This window comes from Pseudoalteromonas sp. BZA4 (assembly GCF_040104395.1).
In the GTDB taxonomy this organism is placed as follows: domain Bacteria; phylum Pseudomonadota; class Gammaproteobacteria; order Enterobacterales; family Alteromonadaceae; genus Pseudoalteromonas.
Genome location: NZ_JBECOT010000007.1, coordinates 70,421 through 95,074, shown reverse-complemented (window position 1 = coordinate 95,074; position 24,654 = coordinate 70,421). Strand labels below are relative to the sequence as shown.

Sequence of the window (24,654 nt, the reverse complement as noted above, 5' to 3'; positions counted from 1 at the left end):
GAAACATGGCAGTTAAACTTAGGGGCAGTGTCCCGTTCAAACATTTAAGGTAATAGCATGAGCAACGAATTAAAAACTCAAGTTGTTGTACTAGGCGGTGGTCCTGGTGGTTATTCTGCGGCTTTCCGTGCTGCTGACTTGGGCTTAGAAGTTACACTGGTAGAATCTCGCAACACATTAGGCGGTGTATGTCTAAATGTGGGTTGTATCCCTTCAAAAGCACTTTTACACGTAGCTAAAGTGATTGATGACGCAGCTGAAATGTCATCTCACGGCGTTACTTTTGGCAAGCCTGAAATCGACTTAGACAAAATCCGTGATTGGAAAGAGTCTGTAATCGGTCAACTAACTGGCGGCCTAGACGGCATGGCTAAAATGCGTAAAGTGAAAGTAGTTAGCGGCTACGGTAAATTCACTGGCAGCAACACACTTGCTGTTGAAGGTGAAGACGGTACAACAACAATCACTTTTGACAATGCTATTATTGCAGCGGGTTCTCAACCTGTTAACTTACCTTTCATCCCTGAAGATGACCGTGTAATTGACTCAACAGGTGCGCTAGAGCTTAAAGACGTTCCTGAGAAACTACTTGTTTTAGGTGGTGGTATCATCGGTCTTGAGATGGGTACTGTATACCGTGCACTAGGTTCTGAAATCGACGTAGTTGAGTTTGCTGATCAATTAGTACCAGCAGCTGATAAAGACGTTATCAAGATCTACCAAAAATACGTTAAGAACAAGTTCAACGTAATGCTTTCTACTAAAGTTGTTGGCGTTGAAGCGAAAGAAGATGGTCTATACGTTTCATTCGAAGGTAAAAACGCACCAGCTGACGCAGTACGTTACGACAAAGTACTTGTTGCTGTTGGTCGTACACCTAACGGTAAGTTACTTGACGCTGATAAAGCAGGCGTTAACGTTGATGAGCGTGGTTTCATCAATGTTGATAAGCAACTTAAAACAAACGTTGATCACATCTTCGCTATCGGTGATATCGTTGGTCAACCAATGCTTGCGCACAAAGCGGTTCACGAAGCTCACGTTGCTGCAGAAGTTATCTCTGGTCAGAAACACTTCTTTGATCCTAAGTGCATTCCTTCAATCGCATACACAGATCCAGAAATCGCATGGGTTGGTGTAACTGAGAAAGAAGCTAAAGAGCAAGGCTTAAGCATCGAAACTGCTGTATTCCCTTGGGCTGCTTCTGGTCGTGCAATCGCTTCAGCACGTACTGAAGGTCAAACTAAGCTAATCTTCGATAAAGACTCAGGTCGCGTTATCGGTGGTGCTATGGTTGGTATCAACGCAGGTGAAATGCTAGGTGAAATCGGCTTAGCAGTTGAAATGGGCGCAGACGGTGAAGACCTAGCGTTAACTATTCACGCTCACCCAACATTAAACGAATCAATCGGTCTAGCTGCTGAAATCTTCGAAGGTTCAATCACTGACCTTCCAAACAAAAAAGCAGTTAAAAAGAAGTAAGTTCTTTTGACTAATCGTTTTAAAAACCCAGCTCCTGCTGGGTTTTTTGTTTTTTTTTAACTATAAGCTTTAAGATCTAGCTGCTTATAGCTTGCAGCTTAATACTTAGATCAATATCTATTCCCCATATTTTTAGCTACAATACGCGCCGTTTAATTATCTGGTAAATACAGTGGCTACTATCTCAAATAATTCGGTGTTAATGCTTCGTGCTCAGCAAATGACTGAGTCTCGTCGTGAATTCAAAGCACGAGGAGCAAAGTTAACGCGTTGTGAGCGTTGTTTATTAGCCGAGCACTATTGTATTTGTGAAGGCGTTGAGCAAGCTCAGTGTGATGCCGCGGTCTGTTTGCTTATGTACCATAATGAGAGTTTTAAGCCGTCAAATACTGGCCGTTTAATTGCTGAAATCGTGCCAGATAATCATGCCTTTAAGTGGGATAGAACAAATCCAGATGAAGCCTTATTAAGCTTGTTGGCAGATCCTCAGTATCAGCCAATGGTTATTTTTCCTGCCAGCGATGTTGACGACGAAGAGCGCGTGATCACCGAAGTAACTCCTGTTGAAGGTAAACGTCCATTGTTTATCTTTTTAGATGGGACTTGGCGTGAAGCAAAGAAAATGATCCGTAAAAGCCCTTATCTAGATAATCTTCCTGTGTTTTCAATTACGCCTGAAAAGCTATCTGATTATCGATTACGTGTTGCCCCGCATGAGCATCAACTAGGCACCGCTGAGGTGGCTATTATGGTACTTGCCCTTGCCGGTGAAGAAGATGCTACACAAAAGCTTGAGCAACATTTTATTAAGTTTAGAGATGCTTATCTGCTAGGTAAGCGTAATAAGGGACGCCCAGAGCAATAACTCTTTACTAAATTTTAGGCAAAAGAAAAGCGCGTACTATCTCTAGTCGCGCTTGCGGAATCTTCTTAATTTTTTGCATCCTGCAATTGAATCTAATCAACTCCCTAAACTTTGCCAATCCATGCGATTACACTTTACTTATTGGTTCTGTGCAATATAAGGCAATCCCGCCTTGTTTCCTTGTTAGTCCTTTACATCCATGCTGGTAAATACTTTACCACTCCTTTACGTGCCATCCTGACACTATCCCTTTGTTTGCAAATCCATTGCGATGCCCTAACGGCCTGTCCTTTATTCCACTTTTTGAACTTCCTGTATAACAACGTCCTGTTGTCATGCCATTCCACATCATCCTGATGTTGTCCGTAGGTTGTCACTCCATTGCGTTACTCTTCCTGAGCCTGTCCTTGATTCCTTATTCTCCTAATGAACCTTATTCCGCGGTATTATGAGTAATGCTTCCTTATCCATCTACTCATTAAGCTTCTTGCTTAGTTGATGTAAGTAATTATAGAGAAATGGGCAAAGCTGAGTAGGTCAAAATCTTACTTAATCTGCTGGTTATTTTATTGTCATTTAAAGTATGTTGTTATATTTCAAGTGTTTATCTTGTTTTGTGCAGTGTTTGCTGGTGGTTTTTACTCAATAACTGCCATGTGGGTGAGATATGTCTTACATGCAAATTCCTAAATGGCAGTTAGGTTGATTGAAATATAAGTTTAAACGGGTGCACTTTGCCCTAACTCTAGGTAAAATATTTTGATAATTGTTACTATTTAGGTGCTATAAAATGAAGAAAACAGCCTTAGTATTACTTAGCGCATTATTAAGCGCGCCTACATTTGCTGCAGATGTAGTAAATATTTACTCGTTTCGTCAACCATTCTTAATTCAGCCTATTTTGGATGATTTCACTAAGCAAACAGGTATTAAAACTAACGTGGTTTTTGCTAAAAAAGGGTTAATTGAACGTGTAAAGCGTGAAGGTAAGCACAGTAAGGCTGATTTAGTATTAACCTCTAATTTTAGTGCGCTGATTCAATTAGAGGACTTAGGCTTAACGCAATCAATTAATAGTGATGTGGTTAATGCGAATGTGCCAAGCACTTTTCGCGATGCCGACGGTCAATGGATAGCACTTACTAAACGTGTACGTAATGTTTACTCTGCAAAAGAGCGTGTTGGTGCACTTGCTGAATTAACTTACGAGGATTTAGCCGATCCAAAATACAAAGGTAAGATCTGCACTCGATCTGGTAAACACCCTTACAATTTAGGTTTAGTTGCTTCTATGGTTGCTCACCATGGCGAAGCAAAAACTAAGCAATGGCTTGAGGGCGTAAAAGCCAATTTAGCACGTAAGCCGCAAGGTAATGACAGAGCGCAAGTCAAAGCCGTAAAAGAAGGTTTATGCGATCTGGCGTTAGGCAACAGCTATTATTTTGGCAAAATGATGCAAGATGAGCAGCAAAAATCATGGGCTGAAGCGGTTTATATTAACTTCCCTAACCAAACAAACCGTGGTTCTCATATCAATGTATCGGGCGTTGTTATGACCCGTTATGCTAAAAACCCTGAAAATGCCTTGAAACTGGTTGAGTATATGACCGACAATAAGGCGCAAAATATGTATGCTTCAGTTAATATGGAATACCCTGTAAAGCAAGGGGTTGCATTATCTGAGATGGTTGCATCATGGGGAGAGTTTAAAGAAGATAGCCTTCCTCTTGATGAGATCAGCAAATATCGCCCTGTGGCACTGAAGCTGATTGATGAAGTAAAGTTTGATTTATAACGAGGATATTTCTCGTAACACATTTTTATAAAAGCTGTTTTTTAACAGCTTTTATTTTATCTGGTATTAATCCACTTATGCATGTGAAGTTTTCGCTGTCGCGTTGGCAGCTAATAGCCTGGCTTATTGGCCTGTTGCTTGTTACGCCATTAGGCTTTTTGTTATTTGAGTCTCTGCAAGGAGATTCAGATGTATTTCAGCACCTTTTCGATACTGTGCTGTGGGATTATACCCGTAATACACTCATACTTATTGCAGGGGTAGGGCTGCTGAGCTGTGTAATTGCATTGCCGTTAGCTTGGTTAACTGCATATTGTGACTTTCCTGGGCGAAAGCAATTTGAATGGGCGTTAATGCTGCCATTAGCAATGCCAACTTATCTCATCGCCTATGTGTATACCGACTTGCTTGATTACGCAGGGCCAGTACAAATAGCCCTTAGAGACTGGTTTGGCTGGCAATCACCAGACGATTACTGGTTTTTTGATATTCGTACATTGACTGGGGCTATTTTTATGATTGCCTTGGTACTCTATCCTTACTTATACCTAATTTTTAAAACGGCACTCAGAGAGCAGTCTTTTAAACTAGTACAAGCTAGTCAACTAATGGGGCTATCACCATTACAAAGTTTTTTACGCGTTAGTTTGCCTCTTGGTCGTGGGGCGATTGTGGCAGGGGTTACATTAATCAGTATGGAAGCTATGGCTGATTTTGCCACTGTTAATTACTTTGCTGTGAGCACACTAACGACCGCTGTTTACGATACATGGCTTGGCTATTACTCATTAACGGCAGCGGCGAAAATTTCAGGCATTATGTTACTGATTTTGTTTTTAACCATCATGGTTGAACGCTTTAGTCGTCGTAATCAAGCTGTGTATGAGCGTCAGTCAAGCGTTAACAGTGCAACCTTGTATCGCTTAAAAGGCAGTGCCGCATGGGCTGCAAGCTTGGCTTGTACCGTTGTGCTAGTACTGGCTTTTATTTTGCCGGTTGGGGTGTTAGTTAAATACGCTATTGTTTATGCAGATGAAGCATGGAATGGGGCATTCTTTAATTACGCTTGGCAAAGCTTTAAAGTGGCTGTTGTGGTGAGTATTGCAACTATTCTATTGAGCTTATTGGTATTGTTTTATCAACGTATTGCGAAACAAGCTTACCCTTTGATCCCAGGGCGTTTAGCAAGTACTGGCTACGCCTTACCTGGTACTGTGTTAGCCATTGCCGTATTGCTACCATTAACTCAGTTAGATGATGCATTAAATAATTGGCTTGAACCTTTTGGTTTATCACCAGGATTACTTTTGAGCGGCACTTTATTTGCGATGATTTTTGCTTATGTTGTACGTTTTTATGCGATTGCGCATGGCGCGCTTGAAAGCAGTTTTTTACGTATTAGCCCATCGCTAGATATGGCCAGCCAATCAATGGGCAAAGGGCCCTTACAAACCTTGTGGCGAGTACATTTACCACTGTTAAAGCGCGGCATTCTAACAGCTGGCTTGTTAGTGTTTATTGAGTGCATGAAAGAGTTACCAGCAGCTCTATTACTCAGACCTTTTAATTTTGAAACCCTGGCAACTCATGTTTTTCAATATGTTAGTGATGAGCAATTGGAGCTTGCGTCAATTTCAGCCTTGTTTATCGTGTTAGTTGGGTTAATCCCTTTGTATTTCGTTAATCGTTCGATGGAGCAAAATCACTCATGAGTCATTTGATAATTAAAGACTTAGCTTATCAGTACAATGTGACTCAGGTGTTGAGTGAACTAAACCTCAATGTTGAACAAGATGAAATCGTCTGTTTGCTTGGCGCAAGTGGCTGCGGCAAAACTACCACCCTAAAGGCAATTGCCGGAATTTTACAGCCTGAGCAAGGCTATATGAGTATTGATTCGAAAGTGGTCAACGATAGTGGGCTGTTTGTTGCACCGGAGAAACGTAATATTGGCATGATGTTCCAAGACTATGCGTTGTTTCCTCATTTAACGGTAAGCGACAACATTGCGTTTGGCCTAAGCAACATGAGTAAAGCGCAAAAGCGAGAGCGTGTCGATGAAATGCTTACCCTTGTTAAACTCGATGGTTGTGCAAAGCGATATCCGCATCAGCTTTCTGGTGGCCAGCAGCAACGAGTGGCAATAGCCCGTGCACTTGCTTACAAACCAAGTTTATTATTACTTGATGAGCCATTTTCGAATATTGATACACAAGTGCGTTTTGAGCTTATTGCCGATATACGTCGCATTATTAAAGCTCAGCAGGTTTCTGCGGTATTTGTTACCCACTCGAAGGAAGAAGCTTTCGCATTTGCCGACACGCTTGCGGTTATGCATGGCGGAAAAATCGCCCAACAGGGCTCTCCGGAGCAGTTATTTAGTCAACCTAACTCAAAGGTGGTTGCAGAGTTTCTTGGTACGGGCATATACTTAACGGCAAAAGTATTAACGCCAACTGAATACGAAACGGCGTTTGGTGTGGTTCACTCATTGACGGCAAGCAATACTAATTGTCAGCAAGGTCAAGTGTATATAAGGCCGCATCATATTCAGTTGTGTGAAGCTGCGCACAGTGACGCAAACAGTTTAACTATCTTGCACAGGCGTTTTATCGGTACGCGTTATGTATATCGTATCAATATTGCAGGGCAAGAGTGTGAAGTTGCTGCAGAGCAAGACCGCGTGTTAGCTGTTGAGCAGCCTGTAAAAATAAAAATAATGCCGCACACAGTCAATTTTTTTCATGATTAGTAATAAATAACAATCTTGAATCCTTGGCTTTGTGCAAATAACGAGAAGCTAAGGATTCACTATGGCGCAAGCGCAATCTGGGATTTGTGCTGAAGCAAACTTACATGGTTTGCACCTGTTTTTTAATGTTTACGATGGCCATGATGAGTCATTACGTAAAAAACTAAAACGCGTTAGCGTCATTCAAGATGAGTTTGCTGATCAGTTCTCAGAAGCTATGCTATCGTGTGTGGTTGCCCTTGGTGCTCAGTATTGGCCGCATATTCTGCCCGAGTTTATCCCAAGCCAATTGCAAAGCTTTCCGAATGTGACTCATAGTGAGCATGTGATTAGTGCTCAGCCATTTGACTTGTTTGTGCAAATTCGCTCTGACCGTGAAGATGTAAATCATCTATTTGCTCTGCAAATTCTAAAATTATTAACACCGGATGTTGAGCTGGTGGAGCAGGTCCGTAATTTTCGGTTTTTAGATGGACGTGATTTTAACGGCTTCATTTATGCAGGCGATACACCTCATGGCCGTCAAAAACGTAGTACAGCACTTATCGATAAACCGGGTTACTTTGAAGACCAAGGCAGTTATATTCATGTTCAGCGCTTTGTGCATGATTTGAGTGTCTGGCAGCATTTATCGTTGTCTGAGCAAGAGCAAATCATGGGGCGCACGCGTCTAGATAACACCTTGATTGTGCCTGCTGTAGAAACCAGTCATGCGGTTCGTAGTGAATTAAAAGATGAGCATGGCCAGCCACTATTGCTAAACCAAAGCATGCCATTTGGTGATGTGCATAAGCAGGGTATTTTAATGGTTTCGTGTGCTGCGCAAGGGGATGCGTTTGAGCAGGTATTAAAGAGTCGTTTGGGGCAGGGCGATTGCTATGATCATTGGCTCGATTTTACTCAAGCCGATATGGGATCTGCGTTTTTCGCCCCGTCAGTAAACTTCTTAAAGCAACTTTAAACGGTATCGAATAAAGTGCGCACGCGATCAAGCGTCACATCGATTTCAGAAATCTTCGCAGGGGCGATAAAAATAGTGTCGTCGCCTGCAATGGTGCCGAGTACACCATCTGCCTTACCGAGTGAATCAAGTAAACGAGCAATTAATTGAGCTGCGCCTGGGCTAGTGCGAATAATAATCATCATTTCGTTATGCATAATATCAATAACAAGCTGACGCAGTGGGCTTTTCGCTGTTGGCACACCCATTTCAGCCGGTAAACAATAGACCATTTCTTGTTTTGCATTGCGAGTACGTACTGCACCGAACTTGCTTAACATGCGAGAGACTTTACTTTGACTAATATTATCAAAGCCTTGCTCTTTTAATGCTTCGACAATCTCACCTTGTGAGCCGAAGTTTTCTTCTTTTAATAGCGCTTTAAACGCTTTGATCAGTGCTTCTTGTTTGTCTTGTGGTTGCATGTTGCCGTTTCTTTATTCATAAAATGTAGGGTAATTCTACACAACTCTGCATATTTATGCAGTATTAGTTTACAAAGTCGTCCAAAATGCTGTGTCTTTACAGCTAAGTTTACAACTATGGTCGAAATTATACGCGAAATAAGCAGGATAAATTTGTTTTTAGTCGCTAATTTCATTATCTTTAGGGCCACAAATATTTCCTACCTCAAATTACGGAGAATTCCAATGAAAGTTGCTGTTTTAGGCGCAGCTGGCGGTATCGGCCAAGCATTGTCTTTATTATTAAAAACAAGTTTACCTGCAGGTTCTGAATTATCGTTATACGATGTTGCCCCTGTTGTTCCTGGTGTAGCGGTTGATCTTTCTCACATCCCAACAGACGTTAAAGTTGAAGGCTTTGGTGCTGACAGCCTAGACGCAGCATTAGCTGGTTGTGATATCGTTCTTATCCCAGCGGGTATGCCACGTAAGCCAGGCATGGACCGTGCGGACCTTTTCAACGTAAACGCAGGTATCATCAAAACATTAGCTGAAGGCATCGTTAAAAACTGTCCTAAAGCGTTAGTAGGTATCATCACTAACCCAGTAAACGGCACTGTGCCAATCGTTGCTGAAGTATTCAAAAAAGCGGGTACTTACGATGCTAACCGTGTATTCGGTATCACAACGCTTGACGTGATCCGTTCAGAAGCATTTGTTGCTGAACTTAAAGGTTTAAGCGCAACTGACGTTAAAGTTCCTGTTATCGGCGGTCACTCAGGTACTACAATTCTTCCTCTTCTATCTCAAGTTGAAGGTGTTACTTTCACTGACGAAGAAGTTGCAGCATTAACTCCACGTATCCAAAACGCAGGTACTGAAGTTGTTAACGCTAAAGCGGGTGGCGGTTCAGCGACTCTTTCAATGGGTGCTGCAGCAGCACGCTTCTGTATGTCTTTAGTTAAAGGCTTACAAGGTGAAGAAGTAGTTGATTACGCATACGTTGCAGTTGAAAACGGTGACGCAGCATACTTCGCACACCCAGTTCGCCTAGGTAAAAACGGCGTTGAAGAAATCCTTTCTTACGGTGAGTTAAGTGCATTCGAAGAGCAAGCTAAAAACGACATGCTAGCTACACTTAACAAAGACATCCAAGAAGGTGTTGATTTCATCAACGGTTAATTCCGACAGATGATAGGCGATTTTTTAAATCGCCGAAAACAAAAAAGCCTGCAAATGCAGGCTTTTTTAATGGCTCGAATAAATAGCGTTTAGTGATCGCGGGCAACGGCGATACGGGCCAAACTCTCTAAGGCTTGTTTGTACGGTGTATCTGGTAAGAACGCAATACAAGCAATTGCTTTGTCAGCTTCTTGCTCAGCTTTTTGCATTGCAAACTCAAGGGCCTTAGTGTCAGCTAATGCCGCTAGAATGCTCTCTAAGTGGTCCATACCATTACCAAGCTCAATTGCTTCGCGTACTAGCTTAACTTGCTCTGGTGTGCCTTTTTGCATTGCGTAGATAAGCGGTAGGGTAGGTTTACCTTCAGCTAAATCATCGCCAATGTTTTTACCAAGTTGCTCGGCATCAGCGTTGTAATCAAGAACATCATCCACTAATTGGAATGCAGTGCCAAGATGCATACCGTATAAGTTTAATGCTTCAAGGGTTTGTTCGTCTTGCTCGGTAATAATTGCAGCAAGGCCGGTTGCAGCTTCGAACAATTTTGCCGTTTTGCTGTAAATAACCTGCATATAGCTTTGTTCTGTCGTGTCAGGGTCATTACAATTCATTAGCTGTAATACTTCACCTTCAGCGATGACATTGGTTGCATCAGCTAAAATTTGCATGATTGGCATTTTACCTAGGCCAACCATAAGCTGAAATGAACGTGTATAGATAAAGTCACCCACCAAAACGCTCGCTGCATTACCAAACTCTGCGTTGGCTGTAGGCGTACCACGGCGCAAATGTGACTCGTCGACAACGTCGTCATGCAATAAAGTTGCGGTATGAATAAATTCGATGATAGTGGCAAGCGTAATATGGTCTTTGCCCTCATAACCAAGTGCTTTTGCCGCTAAAATGGCCAACATAGGACGAACGCGTTTACCGCCACTGTTTACTATGTATAAACCGAGTTGGTTAACCAATGCGACATCTGAGCGCATTTGGGCATGTATAAGTTGATTGACGTCATCCATTTCATTTTCGATTAACGTCTGGATAGCTTTTATATCCATTGATCTCCGAGCCAATATTTATGGGTATACGGGGCTGATTGTACAACAAAAAAAGCGCTTGCTCGATATTTTGTGATGATTCAGTAAAAAAACACTGTAAAGTTTTTTATTTGAGATCAATTTTGCCAAGATAAATTTATAGCCTTGATTAATAAGTGATCAGCTTTTTGAATTTTCAAGGTGCGTATTATTAGCGTAATTTAATTGTCATGAGATCGTAAAAACCGCTTGGCATGTGGTGTTTTTAGGATAGAATAGGGGAAAATATTGAATTGCTCTCAATGCAGCTATTTTTTATTCATTTTATCGAAAAAGAGGCTTGCTAGTTTTTGCACATTAGCGTAAACTTCGCGCCCTATTGAAGAATATTTTAGTTGCGTCGATTTGAGGGCGCACAGACGGAGTTAATTATGTACGCGGTTTTCCAAAGTGGTGGTAAACAGCACCGTGTGACTGAAGGTCAAACAATTCGTCTTGAGAAATTAGACGTTGAAACTGGTGCAGCAGTTGAATTTGATTCAGTACTTTTAGTTGCTGATGGTGAGAAAATCGAGATCGGTGTACCGTTCGTAAACGGTGGTAAAGTAACAGCTGAGGTTGTTTCACACGGTCGCGGTGAGAAAGTTAAGATTGTTAAATTTAGACGTCGTAAGCATTCTCGTAAGCAAATGGGCCATCGTCAATGGTTCACTGAAGTTAAAATCACTGGCATTAGCGCTTAATTAGAGGTACTGAGAAATGGCACATAAAAAAGCAGCTGGTAGTACTCGTAACGGTCGCGATTCAGAAAGCAAACGCCTAGGTGTTAAGCGTTTTGGTGGCGAATCAGTTCTAGCGGGTAGCATCATTGTTCGTCAACGTGGTACTCGTTTCCACGCTGGCGCAAACGTAGGTATCGGTAAAGACCACACTATCTTCGCAAAAGCAGATGGTAAAGTTCAATTCGAACAGAAAGGTCCTTTAAACCGTAAATACGTAAATATCGTAGCTGAGTAATCATCTCGATATTTGAAAAACCCCGCCTTTGCGGGGTTTTTTGTTTTAAGGCACATAATAGTGCGTATAAATATATACCTAAGCGCCTTGGCATTGGGTGCTGAATAGGGCACTTAGGTATATAATAGAGTTATTAACAAGCCAATCTTAAAGTGAGTAATCATGAAGTTTGTAGATGAAGTAGAAATTCGTTGTGACGCGGGTGATGGCGGCAGCGGTGTCGTATCTTTCCGACGTGAAAAATATGTACCAGATGGCGGTCCTGATGGCGGCGACGGCGGCGATGGCGGCAGCGTTTATCTACAAGCCGATGAAAACTTAAATACGTTAATTGATTACCAATTTGAGCGTTTTCATAAAGCAGAGCGCGGCACAAATGGTCAAAGCCGTAACATGACTGGTAAAAAAGGCGCTGATTTAACGCTTAAGGTGCCTGTTGGTACACGTATCATTGATGTTGATACTGAAGAGTCATTAGGTGATCTGACTAAGCATGGTCAAAAGGTTGTTGTTGCAAAAGGTGGTTTCCATGGCTTGGGGAATGCACGTTTTAAATCAAGTACAAACCGTGCGCCACGTCAAAAAACACTAGGTACACCTGGTGAAGTTCGCAGCTTACGCCTAGAGCTAATGCTACTTGCTGATGTTGGCTTACTTGGTTTACCAAATGCTGGTAAATCAACGTTTATCCGCAGTGTTTCTGCAGCTAAACCAAAAGTGGCAGATTACCCGTTTACGACACTTATTCCTAATCTTGGTGTAGTACGCCCAGATTCGAATAAGTCATTTGTAATTGCTGATATCCCTGGTCTAATCGAAGGCGCTTCGGATGGCGCAGGCCTTGGTATTCGCTTCTTAAAGCACTTAGAGCGTTGTCGTGTATTACTGCATATCATTGATGTTATGCCTGTTGATGGCACAAATCCAGTTGATAATGCCTTTGCGATTATTAATGAGCTACACCAATATAGTCCTAAGCTTGCTGAAAAGCCGCGCTGGTTAGTATTTAACAAAATTGACCTATTACCAGAAGATGAAGCTGAAGCACTGTGTAATGAAATTGCCGAAGAGCTAGGTGAAGAGGTTAATGTTTACCGTATCTCTGCTGCTAATAAGCAAAATACCCAAGCACTATGTCATGATATTATGGCGCTACTTGATAGTATGCCGAAAGAGAAATTCGCTGAAGAAGAGAAAGAAGAAGTTGAATTTAAGTGGGATACTTATCATCAGAAAGCAACATCTCAAGACGATGATGATTGGGATGACGACTGGGATGATGATGACTACGATGTAGAAGTTATCTACCAACGATAAAATTTAAAACTGAAAAGGAGCCATGCGCTCCTTTTTTATTAATAAGAAAAAAGTATTAAAGGTTTAGTGTGAAAATTTCAATGATTGCTGCTATGGCAAATAACCGAGTAATTGGCCAAGATAACCAAATGCCATGGCATTTACCCGCCGATCTGCAACACTTTAAAAAAGTAACCATGGCAAAGCCTGTGATCATGGGCCGTAAAACATTTGAATCAATAGGTCGGCCTTTACCGGGTCGTCAAAATATTATTATCACGCGTAATGCTGATTACACAGCTGAAGGTATTGAGGTGGTTACTTCACCAGAGGCTGCGCTGGAATTGGTTGCTGATGTTGAAGAAGTAATGATTATAGGTGGCGGAAATATATACGAACAATTTCTATCTCAAGCAGATCGTCTATACTTAACATTCATCGACCTCGAAGTGGCCGGTGATACGCAGTTCCCAGATTACGAAAGTGTTGCTAATTGGACAGTTGCCGAGCAAGAAAAGCATCAGCCTGATAACAAAAACCCTTACTCGTATACTTTTGTAACCCTGTACAAAAACTCGTAACATTATTGCGGTAAAATTAATTAGTTGGTACAATATTAGACAATCTTGGTAAGAAGAAAGTATTACGTAAGGGCAAAATATGATGAAGTTACCAAATATGTTACTTGCAGCGGCTGTTGTTTCAGCGTCAGTTGCGTATACAGCACCAGCAAAAGCTGATGATCAATTAGCGGTTTCTATCTGTGAGTACATCGCAGCTGATGATAAAAACCGTTTACGTAGTAAGCTTAAAAGCTCACGTGTGAAAATTCGTAACATCTTTGATGCTGTAAAATGTAACGGCAACAATATGCTTCGTCATGCAATTGAAAGCGGCGCTGCGGATGCTGGTGAATACATCGTTAAGAACTTATCTAAAAGCTCTTTAGAAGACGGTGCAGACATCGCATGGGCAGAATCAAACGGCCACGGAGGTTCTCCACTAATCGCTGTTATTAAAGACCGCGCAGGCCTTTAATTGAAACGCCAATAGAATTTAAGAAACCGCACTCGTTGCGGTTTTTTTATGCCTGAAAAACGCTTCGTTAACTTCATACCTATTCGCAATAACTCGTTATTATTTTGTATTAAATAATGTGCCTGCATGGGGGATGCAGGAAAATATTAAGAGTAATCACCTCAAAAGATCATTTAATTAAGCGAGTTGCTATAAATAGATACAAAAAAACCGTGTTTGTTTTCACAAACACGGCTTCTATATGTTGTTAGCTCGTAGCTCGTTTATAGCTTCTTAAACTTTAAACGCATCTACCGATAAACGTAGTTCTTCCGCTAATTTAGCAACTTCTGAACTTGAAATATTGGTTTGGTTTGCGCCTTCAGCTGTTTGTTCAGCAATTGCTACAATCGACTCTAAGCGCTCGCTAATTTCTTGTGAAACTTGCTGTTGCTCATGAGCAGCTGTTGAGATCTCTTCACTTACGTTGTGAGCTTGCGCAACTGCTGCAGTGATTGAATCAAGGGCGGTATTTGCAAGGTCTGATTGCTCAACACACGACTCAGCTTGTTGCTTACCTTTCGACATTGCCGATACAGCAGCCTCAGCGCCAACCTGAAGCGATTCAATCATCGCTTGGATCTCTTGGGTCGATTCTTGAGTCTTGCTTGCTAGAGAGCGTACTTCGTCAGCAACTACGGCGAAGCCTCGGCCTTGTTCACCGGCACGGGCTGCTTCAATGGCTGCATTAAGTGCAAGTAGGTTTGTTTGCTCTGCAATGCCACGAATAACATCTAAGATGCCACCAATTGATGCGCTATCTTTGTGTAACTTATTGATAACTTGTGAAGCATCATCAACTTCACGGGCAAGTTGTTCAATAGTCGCTTTGTTTTGTGAAGAAATGCCTTTAACACGGTCAGCTTCTTTATCAGCGTTCTTGATTTCGCTAAGTGCCTGTTGAGCACTGCTGCTTACCGCTTGTGATGTACTGCTCATTTCCGTGGTTGCTGTAGCAGCTTGTTCAACTTGTGCTTGTTGGTTACGAATAGCTTGGCTTGATTCTTCAGTGATTGCTGAAGTTTCTTCAGAGGCCGCAGCAAGCTGGGTTGAGCGAGAGATAATGCCTTGAATAAGTGTACGTAAACTTTCGATTAGCGTATTACAACTACGTGATAGCTCACCAAATTCGTCTTTAGCTGAGTCGTCTAAGCGTTGAGTCATATCGCCGCTAGCAACAATATCAAGAATACGGTTTACTTCAGAAAGTGGTTTAGTAATACGGCTAACAGTAATTGCTGCAACAGCAATAGCAATTAAAGTGGCGATAACCATGGCAATCCAAGTCCAAATGGTTGCCGTAGATACGTTACCACTTACATCTTGCTGTAAGTCAAAAGCAAGGACTGTTGCTTGGTCAACAAGCTCTTTAAGTTGCTTTAGGGCTTCAGTGGTTGATTTTTCCGCATTTGCTAGCTCAGCTTGAGTTTGTGCAATTGCATCAATTAAACGCTTTTTATTTGCTGATAGGCTGTTGTTGCCACGTACGTTATTTACAAGGTTTTCAACATAACTGTTTAGGTCGTTGTATAAATCAGCATTACTTTCAATGATAGCAGGGCGGATTAGGCCAAGGCTGCGCTCTACTTCTTCTAGATAATAAACCTGTTCGTTTTTCACGATATCTAACGTGTTAAGAGTTTTAACCGTTAACATATCGGTACTGTTAGTCACTACCGACTGGAAGTTGTTTTCCATGTTGTTAGCAGCTTGGTAGGCACGTGAATGGTTCTCTTCAAGACCATCAATATCAATGATGTCAAGTACAACAGAGTTAGCATCTTCGGCGCTGATCTCGATATTTTCAAGCTGGGTGCGCAGCGTATTGTTAAGCTCAAGTTGCGTTTGTTTATCTTTAAAAAGATTATCGACAGACTTGGCAAAGCGCTTATAAGTTTGCTCAACTTCTTGGCTGCTTTGTTTTAATTTAGGGTCGTTACTCACTATTTGTTGTAGGTCTTGATAAGAGCTATCGTAACGCTTTTTCTGTTCGGTAAAGTTCTTGCGAATAGTTGCTAATTCATCTTGTGATGTAGTGTAAAAACTAGCTTGCGCTGATTTACTCATCAGGATGAATTCAACCTGCAACTCATAACTTTTGTCGAGGGCCGGTAATGACAGCTGATTAACTCGCTGTGTCGATTGATCAATGTTGGTAATTCTGATCAACGAGTTACCACCAATAAATAGCAGGAGTAACGTAATAACAATAAAGCCACCCCAAATACGCTGTCTAACGGTCAAGTTCATATGTAATTCCAGAAAATAGTACTAATCAAAACTTATCGGCAAGGTTGCCAATTAGTTAAGTATTTAAATTTAATTAGCTTTAAATTAAATTAACTTTAATTGTTATAAATCTAACAGATGTTCAGCTATTTTTCAGTTTATTTAGATAAAAGAGTGGGATTTTTCGACAAAACAGCCTTTTTGACTGAGTTCCATGAGGGTCATCGCGCCTCCCCATACACAGCCAGTGTCGAGGGCATGAATATTTTCGGCTTTAACTTTACCTTCTAAAGCAGCCCAATGACCAAATGTGATCTGTTGCTTGAGCTTACTTATACTCGGATGCTCAAACCAAGGGATTATTGAGCTATCTTCACTAATGCTGGTTTTATTGCTGAAATCGAGTTCACCAAGCAAATTAACGAAGCGCATGCGCGTGAAGTAATTAACGATATAACGAAATTTAGCCTCGTTAGGTAGCGTTGATTGCCATTCTAATGGGTGGGGGTCATACATATTGGCAAAGTAATGATGGGCATCATTACCTTGGTAGCAACTTTCGGCAAAGCGAGCGCGTTTTAATGCTTTTTTTATTGACCAATTTGGGTTTAAGCCAGCATGGCTTATCAGCATGTCATAGCGTTCAAGCCAAATAGCTAATGGCTGTTGTTGCAAAAAGTGAATATATTCAGGGAGCTTTGGGCTGTCAAAAACATCTGCAAGCTTATCTTTTGGATTTGCTGGTTTATTTAGATAATGACAAGCAATTAGGTGTAAATCATGATTACCAAGAGTAATGGTTACACTGCCTTGCATAGTATGAAGGCGCTCGAGGCAAGCGAGTGAATCTGGACCTCGAGCAACAATATCGCCAACTAAGTAAAGGTGATCTTGGCTTGGATTGAAGTTGACACGTTTTAGTAACGCATCAAATTCACTGTAACAACCTTGTAAGTCACCAATTGCGTAGTCAGCCATTATTACCTAGTGCAAAATGTTTGGGCGGGCTAAACGAAACACCTCGATTGGCGCTTCAAACTCAGTGCCAAATTCGTTACGCATGGTGTAATGGCCTTGCATCGTCCCAACAGGGGTATCAAGCACTGCACCACTGGTGTATTTATAGCTTTCACCTGGGGCAATGGTCGGTGTTTCACCCACAACTCCTTCACCTTGCACTTCCACTTCTTTGCCGTTGGCATCGGTAATTAACCAGTAACGACTCAATAGCTTAGCACTGCATAAACTGTGGTTTTTAATGGTGATTGAGTAAGCAAAAACGTATTTATCTTGTTCAGGCTCTGATTGGCCTTCTACATAGAAGGTTTCAACCGACACCTTAATTGGAGAACCTAAATTACTGCTTGTTGTCATAAATCCAATTAGCTATATCAATAAATTGTTGTAAAGACAGGCTTTCAGCACGCAGAGTGATATCAATGCCTATGCTTGTTAGTTCTTCAGCTGTCAGTAAGTTAGATAAACTATTACGCAGAGTCTTACGGCGTTGATTAAAGGCTTCTAAACATACCGTGTTTAATAGCTTAGTGCTTTTAGCTGAACGTTGCTCAGGCTTTTTAGGGATCAAGCGAATAACCGCTGAATCTACTTTAGGTGCTGGTTTAAAGCACTCTGGCGGCACATCAATCACTGGCATTGCGTGACAGTAATATTGTGTCATTACACTTAAGCGACCAAAGGCTTTACTGCCCGGGCCTGCGACCATACGTTTGACCACTTCTTTTTGCAGCATAAAATGCATGTGCTCTACGTTATCCGCGAACTCAAATAAATGGAATAGCAGCGGAGTCGAAACGTTGTATGGTAAGTTACCAAAAATCTTTAACTTTTCGTCAGACTTGATCAAAGAGCTAAAATCGAATTTCATTGCATCGCCTTGATGCACTGTTAACTTTGGCCCTAAGAATGGGTGGCTCGTTAAACGTTCTGCTAAGTCTTTATCTAGCTCAACAACCGTTAGGTGGCCACTTAAATCAGCGACTGGCTCAGTGATTGCACCAAGGCCCGGGCCGATTTCTACTAAATTGTCTTCAGGTTTAGGATCGATAGCCGTGACGATTTTGTCGATGATCATGTCATCGTTTAAAAAGTTTTGACCAAAACGCTTACGAGCGCGGTGTCCTAAATGTACTTTATCTGTCATTGATTCTGTGCTTTTTCATGGGCGAGCTTAATTGCTTCGCGGATCGCTAATTCAAAACTACCTACATCAGCAGTGCCTGTGCCGGCTAAATCGAGAGCCGTACCGTGATCTACTGAGGTGCGAATAAATGGCAGGCCAAGGGTGATGTTGACCGAATTGCCGAAACCTTTGTATTTTAGCACAGGTAATCCCTGATCGTGATACATTGCAAGCACGGCATCTGCTTGCGAGAGATATTTATCTTGGAACAGGGTATCAGCAGGCAATGGTCCAATTAAGTTCATGCCTTGATTATTTAACAGCTCTAACGTTGGCGCTATGGTATCAATTTCTTCAGTGCCTAAATGACCATCTTCGCCAGCATGTGGGTTTAGACCACATACGAGGATACGCGGTTTTTCAATACCAAACTTAGTTTGTAAGTCATGGTTTAAAATTGTGGCAACTTTACTTAAACGTTCAACGGTGATTGCGCGCGATACATAAGCAAGCGGTATATGCGTTGTAACAAGCGCCACGCGTAAGCCTTCTGTAGCTAACAACATCACGACATCGGCAGTATTCGATTGCTGGGCAAAATACTCAGTGTGACCGCTGAATGAGATACCTGCTTTGTTGATAATCCCCTTATGCACAGGGCCTGTAACAACAGCGGCAAAGGTACCATCCATATTTTTTTCACTGGCAATGCGCAGTGTATCCAGCACATATTGACCATTGGCGTCATTAAGTACGCCCACTTCAACATCAGAGCCTAAATCTACTTGGTGTAAGTAAACGCTGCCTGCAGGGGCAATGCTTGGTGCTTGGCTGTCATCGAAGTCAATTAAATTAATATCTAAACCAAGCAACTTAGCGCGCTGTTTTAACAGCGCGCCATCAGCAATCACCACCAGTTGGGCATCCCACTGGTGCTGGGCTAACTTGATAAGTAAATCAGGGCCAATACCGGCTGGCTCACCTGGGGTAATTGCAATTCTAATGGTCATAATTTTTATTCTGTTGGGAAAATATCAACGTGCGCTTGTTCACGCATTTCTTGCTGCCAGTTGAAACTTTCTTCTTTAAATTTACGATTAAACAGTAGTTGGTGAGCGCGGTTACGCTTAGCTTGCTCTGTTTTATCAGCTACACGCTTATCAAGTAGCTGTACAATGTGCCAACCAAACTGTGTTCTGAATGGCTCACTGATTTCATTTTTATCTAGAGAAAGCAGGGTATTTTTAAATTCTGGTACATAGGTGCTTGGATCAGTCCAATCGTACTCACCCCCTTTTAATGCTGAACCCGGGTCTTCAGAGTATTCTTTAGCAAGTTCACCAAAGTCAGCTTTACCTTCACGTAGCTCTTTAGCAAAACCTTTTAGCATGTCACGCGCTTTTTCTTCGCTTAAGATGATAGAAGGCTTAATTAAGATGTGACGTGAACGAACCTCTGTTGTTTCAACAACTTGGCGACCACGAACATCTTGCACTTTAATAATGTGGAAACCAGCACCTGAACGAAGCGGGCCAACGATATCGTCTTTTTTGTGGCCTTTTACTGCTTCAGCAAAAAGTGATGGCATTTCGTTGATGCTCATCCAACCTAGCTGACCACCTTCAAGGGCTTTTGAACCGCTAGAAGATGAAATAGCGATACGCTTGAACTCTTTGCCTTCTTTTAAAAACTCGATAACTTTATCTGCACGCGTTTTAGCACTGGTGATTTCATCAGCTGTTGCATCACTTGGGATATCAATCAAGATATGACCAATATCATACTCTTCGGCATTCTTGCCTTGAGTTTCCATGATTTTAAGAAGGTTATCGATTTCTTGTGGGCTAATGTAAATACGGCGGTCAACGTTCGCACGCATTACTTGTTGCGTGGTGATTTCTTTACGAATTTCTTCACGGTATGCTGGGTAGCTCTCGCCTGATGCCTCGATAGTGCGACGTAAATCAGCGATTGTACCGCCTTGCTCACGAGCCATATTTTCAAGTGTTTGGTCTAACTGAGAGTCAGAGATTTCTAAACCCATGCGCTCAGCAAGTTGCATCATCAGAGTTTGGTTTACTAAACGCTCGATTGCTTGAATGCGAAGCGTATCATCAGAAGGTAATTGCTGACCTTGCTCTTGCGCTTGAGTTTTTACGCGATTGATAATGGTGTCTACTTCACTTTGTAAAATAACACCTTGGTTAACTACACCAACGACTTTGTCAATTTCGACAGGTTTTGCGAAAACGCTTTGGCAAAGGCCAACTGTTAATAATGCAGATGCAAATAATTTTTTTAAATTCATACTTTTTCTAATACTCTTGCTAATAGTACTGCGGTACTAGTTATTAAGAAAATACGGTCTACGATAGCCAAAAATACCTTGTTGTAATAATTTTTGTGCATCATAACGGCTTTTACTTCCAAGCCCTTTTAATACGATATTGAAGCCAATACTGGTATCAAAGGTTGCTTGCTCTTGACCAATCGCCTGGTTCAAATCTGTTTCGATTTGACGACGGCCTGTGATTTGAAACGCCCAACAGCACGATTCATACTGAAGACCGCTGAAAAGCTCAATGCTACGACCACTTTCTAAATCGCGGTGATAGCTGCCAACAAACTGCCAATCTTGCGATAGCGGAATGCTGGTAAATAGACCAACTTGCTCGATTGTATTGCCTGAGACATCATTTGCATAGCGATGGTTCAATTGCACGAGCTGTTTATCGTCACCTTTATAATCTAAGGTGATATTTGATTGAATAATTTCTTTACCATCAGTGTCGTATTGAATACCACCTGATAGATACCAGCGACGGTGCCAATGTAACATGGTTTGCGCTGCGAACAAGGCATTGTAGTTAGTATCAACATTAATACCTTGTGATGTAGGCTTTGCATCATCACTTAAATAGAAGATTTGGCCTGCGCTGAAATTAAATACTTCTTCGTTTTCATTGCTAAATAAGCGAGTAGTCGCACCTAACGTAAATTGGTTCGCAGTGGCAATACGGTCGATACTTGAGAAACGACGGTCTCTAAATAAACCAAAAAAGTCATCTTGTAATTTTGCCGTATCGTAAAGGCCAATATTTGATTGGTCTTTATTTGGCGTATACAAGTACTGAATTTGTGGCTCAAGAGTTTGAATACCATCTTTGAAGAAAAACGCAGTATCACGTTCAAAATTCAATTGGCTGTATAAACGCACTTTTGGCAGGGTGCGGGTGACTTTTTCGTCGTAGTCGGTCCCTGCTAAATCACCATGCTGGTTATATTCAGTATGCAATACGCTGAACTCAGATAAAAATGACCATGCGTATTCTTGATAATCAAAGCTTGCTTTTGGTTCTATGTGAACACGGCTTGCTTCATCAATAACTGCGTTATCATTAGTGAAATAACTAAGCTCACCATCAAGGGTTAAATCAACGCCATAAAAATCATACGCATCAGTTTGCGAAAAGCTAATTTGCGGCAGCGCCGCATATGACTCGCGGTGATCACCAAGTACTTCAAAACTCTGTAGCTTAATATTGGTGCGCCAAGTGTCACCTAAGTGGGTGAGTGAGCCCGTACGGTATAACTGAGTGTCTGTGCGAGTCGCGTAGCCAGAATTTAAATCGGTTAAGTAGTTATCATCACTAACGTTGGTAATATCGATATTACCGCGCCAGTTTTCACCAAAGTAACTTTGTTGTTGCCAATGGAATAGATAGCGCGAGTCAACATTTGGCTCTTCATCATCTTTATCTAGGTACTCAACGGCAATGAGACCGTTGTTTTGCTCAGTTAAATAACGAAACTCACCAATCATTTGCAAGCCGCGCTTAGACATGTAGCGAGGCGTAATGGTGGCGTCGTAATTTGGAGCAATATTCCAGTAGTACGGAGTGATAGTTTCAATACCGTAGCGGCCTGAACTTGAGAAGTTAGGTGTTAATAAACCTGATTTACGGCGGTCATCTAGCGGAAACGTAAAATAAGGAACATAAAGAACTGGCGTATCAAATACCCGTAATACGGTATTGTGAGTTTCGCCCCAGCCGTCTTCACTTGATAAGTCAATTTCGTCAGCTTCAATCGCCCACACCGGTGTTTCGCCCGGACAGGTAGTAAAGCTTGCGTTCATCAGGTTTAGGCCAGACTCGTTGACTGTTAGTTTTTCTGCGCCACCATGACCAAGTTGGTCGGTGAGCTTATAATCAGCACCAAGCAAGCTTAATTCAGAATTATTTAAATCCGCATTGAGCCCAGAACTATTAATTTGGCTTACTTTATCGCGATAAACGATAGGGCCGGTTGCATTAAGTAACCCACGTTGTTTGTCAATCAGTGCACTTTGTGCGGACAAATTCATCGTTAGGGTGTTAATATCTACATTACCGGTAAATTCTGCGCTTTGGGTACCCAATAGTTCAATATCATCGGATTTGATATCGATCATATTAAGTTCAAGGCCAGGGAGCGGTTGCCAAGCTCTGGTTTGCATTGAAGTGCCACAAAAATTGTGTGTCAGTTCAGTTTCGGCGAACGATGGTGCGCTAAGTACGCTTAGCATCATTATGCCCCAGGTTTTGCTCATTTAATGACCTTAATGCTCTTTGGTTGGATATAAGCTAGACATAATAAAGGAAAACAATGGCAAATACAGTAATTGACTTAGTGAAAAATAGATATCTTACTAAATGAATCGTTATAAAAGTTTACAGCAGTTTTTAAATCCTCACTTTAAAGAGGATGAATATCAATTAGCCGCCATCACAGGGGATGCGAGTTTTCGCCGTTATTTCCGCGTAAATACAAGTGATCAGAGCTATATTGTCATGGACTCAGATCCAGATAAATTAGATAACACGCCTTATATAGAACTCAACAAAGTATTTTCTCAGCATGGCTTTAAATTACCAAAAATTCTTCAGGCTGATGAAAAACAAGGCTTCTTCTTGCTGAGTGATTTAGGCAATACTCATTTAGCTGATTTACTGGGCGACGAAGACCGCACTTTACACTACAAACATCTAATAAAGTTAAGTGCACAATGGGCGCAAATCCCGCCAGCCCAATACATGAAAGTATTTGATGGCGAGTTTTTACAGTTTGAACTGAGCATTTTTAGAGATTGGTTAGTCGATAACTTTATTGGTGAGCAACTTTCAGCTGATGAGCAGCAAATGTGGCAACAGGCTTGTGAGTTATTAGTTAACAATGCCCTTGAACAACCAATTGTTACGGTGCACCGAGACTTCCATAGCCGTAATATTATGCGCACGGGGCAGCAATGGGCAATCATCGATTATCAAGATGCGGTGCAAGGGCCTGTATGTTATGACCTTGTGTCGTTATTAAGGGATTGCTATTTCAAGTTACCAGAGCAAGAGCTAGATTACCTTTTACATTACGCTTATGACGAATTCAGCGATCAACAGCTATTGCAAGACACTTCATTTTCAATGTTTAAGCGTTGGTTTGACTTAACCGGTGTGCAGCGTCATTTAAAAGCAGCAGGTATATTTTGCCGCTTAAAATTACGTGACGGAAAGTCAGGTTATTTGAATAATGTGCTGCCAACCCTTACATACATTAGTAATGTCAGTAAAGAATACCCAGAGTTAACAGCCCTTGGCCAGTGGATAGAGCAGACTATTATTCCACAGACTAAGCAGCGTTTAACGAAAGAGTCCAAATGAAAGCAATGATCCTAGCGGCGGGGCGTGGTAAACGCATGATGCCGCTAACAGAAACGATGCCAAAGCCGATGCTAAAGATTAACGGCAAGCCATTATTAGAGCATCATATTAATAACTTACGCCAAGCAGGCATTACCGATATTGTCATTAACCTTGCCTGGCAAGGTGACAAAATAACAGAGTATTTTGCTGATGGATCGCAGTTTGGTGTATCGATCACTTACAGCCAAGAGCAGGCTGGGGGGCTTGAAACCGCCGGGGGCATCATTCAAGCATTGCCGTTATTGGGTGAGCAATTTATTGTCATCAATGGTGATGTGTTTACTGATTATGATGTGACTTCGTTGATGCAGCTTCATCTGCAAGCAGGGGAGGCGCATATTGTCCTTGTTGAAAATCCCGCGCATAACCCTGATGGTGATTTTGCACTGAGTCACCTAAGCCCAGATAGTCAAAAGTATACTTTTTCCGGTATAAGTCGCTATCATGCTGATTTCTTTAAAGGTCTCAGCGCAGGTATTCGTCCACTTGGGCCCATTTTGCGAGAAAAGCTCAGTGAACATCACGTTTCGACTGAGCTTTATTTGGGGCAATGGGATGACATTGGCACACCTGCCAGACTCGACGAAATCAATCAGCGTTTCGCTTTGTAATAACAACAGAGGTTTGCCAAATT

The 24,654-nt window shown here is 41.8% G+C and carries 23 protein-coding genes; 14 read left to right on the top strand and 9 right to left on the bottom strand.

Annotated features, from left to right (window positions below):
• Positions 1 to 57: 57 nt before the first annotated feature.
• From lpdA to ABMY41_RS04905, 6 genes are all read left to right on the top strand, one after another.
• Positions 58 to 1,482: a dihydrolipoyl dehydrogenase gene (gene lpdA, locus ABMY41_RS04930; RefSeq protein ID WP_054562783.1), complete on the top strand. Its 1,425-nt coding sequence runs from the start codon at positions 58 to 60 to the stop codon at positions 1,480 to 1,482.
• 202 nt (positions 1,483 to 1,684) lie between these two features.
• Complete coding sequence (locus ABMY41_RS04925) at positions 1,685 to 2,347, top strand: tRNA-uridine aminocarboxypropyltransferase (protein WP_349274290.1); 663 nt, start codon at positions 1,685 to 1,687, stop codon at positions 2,345 to 2,347.
• 790 nt (positions 2,348 to 3,137) lie between these two features.
• Entirely contained in the window at positions 3,138 to 4,142 is a 1,005-nt protein-coding gene (locus ABMY41_RS04920) for a Fe(3+) ABC transporter substrate-binding protein (protein ID WP_055197654.1), read from the top strand.
• A 77-nt stretch (positions 4,143 to 4,219) separates the two neighbouring features.
• Complete coding sequence (locus ABMY41_RS04915; protein WP_287244533.1) at positions 4,220 to 5,854, top strand: iron ABC transporter permease; 1,635 nt, start codon at positions 4,220 to 4,222, stop codon at positions 5,852 to 5,854.
• Positions 5,851 to 6,894, top strand: a complete 1,044-nt coding sequence (locus ABMY41_RS04910; protein ID WP_349274265.1) for an ABC transporter ATP-binding protein — start codon at positions 5,851 to 5,853, stop codon at positions 6,892 to 6,894. Before ABMY41_RS04915 ends, ABMY41_RS04910 begins: the two co-directional genes overlap by 4 nt.
• A gap of 61 nt (positions 6,895 to 6,955) precedes the next feature.
• Positions 6,956 to 7,855 (top strand): Dyp-type peroxidase, encoded by a 900-nt coding sequence (locus tag ABMY41_RS04905; protein ID WP_349274263.1) that lies wholly within the window; start codon positions 6,956 to 6,958, stop codon positions 7,853 to 7,855.
• On the opposite strand, the gene argR is transcribed toward ABMY41_RS04905, so the two are convergent.
• Positions 7,852 to 8,319 carry a transcriptional regulator ArgR gene (gene argR, locus ABMY41_RS04900; protein WP_054551012.1) on the bottom strand — a complete coding sequence of 156 codons (468 nt, stop codon included), beginning with the start codon at positions 8,317 to 8,319 and terminating at the stop codon, positions 7,852 to 7,854. The genes ABMY41_RS04905 and argR overlap by 4 nt on opposite strands.
• A 225-nt stretch (positions 8,320 to 8,544) precedes the next feature.
• Here argR and mdh point away from each other — a divergent pair, with 225 nt between their 5' ends.
• Positions 8,545 to 9,480 (top strand): malate dehydrogenase, encoded by a 936-nt coding sequence (gene mdh / locus ABMY41_RS04895; RefSeq protein WP_054562778.1) that lies wholly within the window; start codon positions 8,545 to 8,547, stop codon positions 9,478 to 9,480.
• Between the two features lie 89 nt (positions 9,481 to 9,569).
• Here the strand turns inward: mdh and ispB are convergent, their stop codons facing one another.
• Positions 9,570 to 10,541: an octaprenyl diphosphate synthase gene (gene ispB / locus ABMY41_RS04890; protein WP_054562777.1), complete on the bottom strand. Its 972-nt coding sequence runs from the start codon at positions 10,539 to 10,541 to the stop codon at positions 9,570 to 9,572.
• A 410-nt stretch (positions 10,542 to 10,951) separates the two neighbouring features.
• Between ispB and rplU the strand changes: the two genes are divergently transcribed.
• The 5 genes from rplU to ABMY41_RS04865 all read left to right on the top strand — a co-directional run bounded on the left by rplU (position 10,952) and on the right by ABMY41_RS04865 (position 13,871).
• Positions 10,952 to 11,263: a 50S ribosomal protein L21 gene (gene rplU, locus ABMY41_RS04885; RefSeq protein WP_036965957.1), complete on the top strand. Its 312-nt coding sequence runs from the start codon at positions 10,952 to 10,954 to the stop codon at positions 11,261 to 11,263.
• A gap of 16 nt (positions 11,264 to 11,279) precedes the next feature.
• Positions 11,280 to 11,537, top strand: a complete 258-nt coding sequence (gene rpmA / locus ABMY41_RS04880; RefSeq protein WP_054551015.1) for a 50S ribosomal protein L27 — start codon at positions 11,280 to 11,282, stop codon at positions 11,535 to 11,537.
• A 162-nt stretch (positions 11,538 to 11,699) separates the two neighbouring features.
• Positions 11,700 to 12,854 carry an Obg family GTPase CgtA gene (gene cgtA, locus ABMY41_RS04875; protein WP_349274261.1) on the top strand — a complete coding sequence of 385 codons (1,155 nt, stop codon included), beginning with the start codon at positions 11,700 to 11,702 and terminating at the stop codon, positions 12,852 to 12,854.
• A 68-nt stretch (positions 12,855 to 12,922) separates the two neighbouring features.
• On the top strand, positions 12,923 to 13,414 hold the full coding sequence (gene folA / locus ABMY41_RS04870) for a type 3 dihydrofolate reductase (protein ID WP_054562813.1): 492 nt from the start codon (positions 12,923 to 12,925) through the stop codon (positions 13,412 to 13,414).
• A gap of 79 nt (positions 13,415 to 13,493) precedes the next feature.
• Entirely contained in the window at positions 13,494 to 13,871 is a 378-nt protein-coding gene (locus tag ABMY41_RS04865; RefSeq protein WP_062566166.1) for a DUF3718 domain-containing protein, read from the top strand.
• A 273-nt stretch (positions 13,872 to 14,144) separates the two neighbouring features.
• Here the strand turns inward: ABMY41_RS04865 and ABMY41_RS04860 are convergent, their stop codons facing one another.
• From ABMY41_RS04860 to lptD, 7 genes are all read right to left on the bottom strand, one after another.
• On the bottom strand, positions 14,145 to 16,160 hold the full coding sequence (locus ABMY41_RS04860) for a methyl-accepting chemotaxis protein (RefSeq protein ID WP_287204865.1): 2,016 nt from the start codon (positions 16,158 to 16,160) through the stop codon (positions 14,145 to 14,147).
• Between the two features lie 141 nt (positions 16,161 to 16,301).
• Positions 16,302 to 17,117: a symmetrical bis(5'-nucleosyl)-tetraphosphatase gene (locus tag ABMY41_RS04855; RefSeq protein WP_272982700.1), complete on the bottom strand. Its 816-nt coding sequence runs from the start codon at positions 17,115 to 17,117 to the stop codon at positions 16,302 to 16,304.
• Between the two features lie 6 nt (positions 17,118 to 17,123).
• A complete protein-coding gene (gene apaG / locus ABMY41_RS04850; RefSeq protein WP_054550996.1) occupies positions 17,124 to 17,513 on the bottom strand; it encodes a Co2+/Mg2+ efflux protein ApaG in 390 nt (129 codons plus the stop codon).
• On the bottom strand, positions 17,497 to 18,303 hold the full coding sequence (gene rsmA, locus ABMY41_RS04845; RefSeq protein ID WP_054550997.1) for a 16S rRNA (adenine(1518)-N(6)/adenine(1519)-N(6))-dimethyltransferase RsmA: 807 nt from the start codon (positions 18,301 to 18,303) through the stop codon (positions 17,497 to 17,499). The genes apaG and rsmA overlap by 17 nt, the downstream gene beginning before the upstream one ends.
• Positions 18,300 to 19,292: a 4-hydroxythreonine-4-phosphate dehydrogenase PdxA gene (gene pdxA / locus ABMY41_RS04840; protein ID WP_054562772.1), complete on the bottom strand. Its 993-nt coding sequence runs from the start codon at positions 19,290 to 19,292 to the stop codon at positions 18,300 to 18,302. Before pdxA ends, rsmA begins: the two co-directional genes overlap by 4 nt.
• 5 nt (positions 19,293 to 19,297) lie before the next feature.
• The gene (gene surA / locus ABMY41_RS04835; RefSeq protein ID WP_055021167.1) at positions 19,298 to 20,590 is read right to left on the bottom strand and encodes a peptidylprolyl isomerase SurA; all 1,293 of its coding nucleotides are present in this window, start codon (positions 20,588 to 20,590) and stop codon (positions 19,298 to 19,300) included.
• 36 nt (positions 20,591 to 20,626) lie between these two features.
• Complete coding sequence (lptD, locus tag ABMY41_RS04830) at positions 20,627 to 22,873, bottom strand: LPS assembly protein LptD (protein ID WP_349274260.1); 2,247 nt, start codon at positions 22,871 to 22,873, stop codon at positions 20,627 to 20,629.
• 103 nt (positions 22,874 to 22,976) lie between these two features.
• On the opposite strand from lptD, the gene ABMY41_RS04825 reads away from it, so the two are divergent.
• Positions 22,977 to 23,978: a phosphotransferase gene (locus ABMY41_RS04825; protein ID WP_287244545.1), complete on the top strand. Its 1,002-nt coding sequence runs from the start codon at positions 22,977 to 22,979 to the stop codon at positions 23,976 to 23,978.
• A complete protein-coding gene (murU, locus tag ABMY41_RS04820; protein ID WP_289097415.1) occupies positions 23,975 to 24,631 on the top strand; it encodes an N-acetylmuramate alpha-1-phosphate uridylyltransferase MurU in 657 nt (218 codons plus the stop codon). Before ABMY41_RS04825 ends, murU begins: the two co-directional genes overlap by 4 nt.
• Positions 24,632 to 24,654 lie beyond the last annotated feature (23 nt).

What these genes read in the sequence shown, in the direction of transcription:
- pdxA (WP_054562772.1), bottom strand. Translation starts at nt 19,292, where the DNA reads ATGACCATTAGAATTGCAATTACCCCAGGTGAGCCAGCCGGTATTGGC.
- lpdA (WP_054562783.1), top strand. Translation starts at nt 58, where the DNA reads ATGAGCAACGAATTAAAAACTCAAGTTGTTGTACTAGGCGGTGGTCCT.
- ABMY41_RS04825 (WP_287244545.1), top strand. Translation starts at nt 22,977, where the DNA reads ATGAATCGTTATAAAAGTTTACAGCAGTTTTTAAATCCTCACTTTAAA.
- mdh (WP_054562778.1), top strand. Translation starts at nt 8,545, where the DNA reads ATGAAAGTTGCTGTTTTAGGCGCAGCTGGCGGTATCGGCCAAGCATTG.
- ABMY41_RS04860 (WP_287204865.1), bottom strand. Translation starts at nt 16,160, where the DNA reads ATGAACTTGACCGTTAGACAGCGTATTTGGGGTGGCTTTATTGTTATT.
- ABMY41_RS04915 (WP_287244533.1), top strand. Translation starts at nt 4,220, where the DNA reads ATGCATGTGAAGTTTTCGCTGTCGCGTTGGCAGCTAATAGCCTGGCTT.
- lptD (WP_349274260.1), bottom strand. Translation starts at nt 22,873, where the DNA reads ATGAGCAAAACCTGGGGCATAATGATGCTAAGCGTACTTAGCGCACCA.
- ABMY41_RS04925 (WP_349274290.1), top strand. Translation starts at nt 1,685, where the DNA reads ATGCTTCGTGCTCAGCAAATGACTGAGTCTCGTCGTGAATTCAAAGCA.
- apaG (WP_054550996.1), bottom strand. Translation starts at nt 17,513, where the DNA reads ATGACAACAAGCAGTAATTTAGGTTCTCCAATTAAGGTGTCGGTTGAA.
- ABMY41_RS04910 (WP_349274265.1), top strand. Translation starts at nt 5,851, where the DNA reads ATGAGTCATTTGATAATTAAAGACTTAGCTTATCAGTACAATGTGACT.
- ABMY41_RS04865 (WP_062566166.1), top strand. Translation starts at nt 13,494, where the DNA reads ATGATGAAGTTACCAAATATGTTACTTGCAGCGGCTGTTGTTTCAGCG.
- ABMY41_RS04855 (WP_272982700.1), bottom strand. Translation starts at nt 17,117, where the DNA reads ATGGCTGACTACGCAATTGGTGACTTACAAGGTTGTTACAGTGAATTT.
- ABMY41_RS04905 (WP_349274263.1), top strand. Translation starts at nt 6,956, where the DNA reads ATGGCGCAAGCGCAATCTGGGATTTGTGCTGAAGCAAACTTACATGGT.
- argR (WP_054551012.1), bottom strand. Translation starts at nt 8,319, where the DNA reads ATGCAACCACAAGACAAACAAGAAGCACTGATCAAAGCGTTTAAAGCG.
- rpmA (WP_054551015.1), top strand. Translation starts at nt 11,280, where the DNA reads ATGGCACATAAAAAAGCAGCTGGTAGTACTCGTAACGGTCGCGATTCA.
- rsmA (WP_054550997.1), bottom strand. Translation starts at nt 18,303, where the DNA reads ATGACAGATAAAGTACATTTAGGACACCGCGCTCGTAAGCGTTTTGGT.
- surA (WP_055021167.1), bottom strand. Translation starts at nt 20,590, where the DNA reads ATGAATTTAAAAAAATTATTTGCATCTGCATTATTAACAGTTGGCCTT.
- cgtA (WP_349274261.1), top strand. Translation starts at nt 11,700, where the DNA reads ATGAAGTTTGTAGATGAAGTAGAAATTCGTTGTGACGCGGGTGATGGC.
- rplU (WP_036965957.1), top strand. Translation starts at nt 10,952, where the DNA reads ATGTACGCGGTTTTCCAAAGTGGTGGTAAACAGCACCGTGTGACTGAA.
- ABMY41_RS04920 (WP_055197654.1), top strand. Translation starts at nt 3,138, where the DNA reads ATGAAGAAAACAGCCTTAGTATTACTTAGCGCATTATTAAGCGCGCCT.
- ispB (WP_054562777.1), bottom strand. Translation starts at nt 10,541, where the DNA reads ATGGATATAAAAGCTATCCAGACGTTAATCGAAAATGAAATGGATGAC.
- murU (WP_289097415.1), top strand. Translation starts at nt 23,975, where the DNA reads ATGAAAGCAATGATCCTAGCGGCGGGGCGTGGTAAACGCATGATGCCG.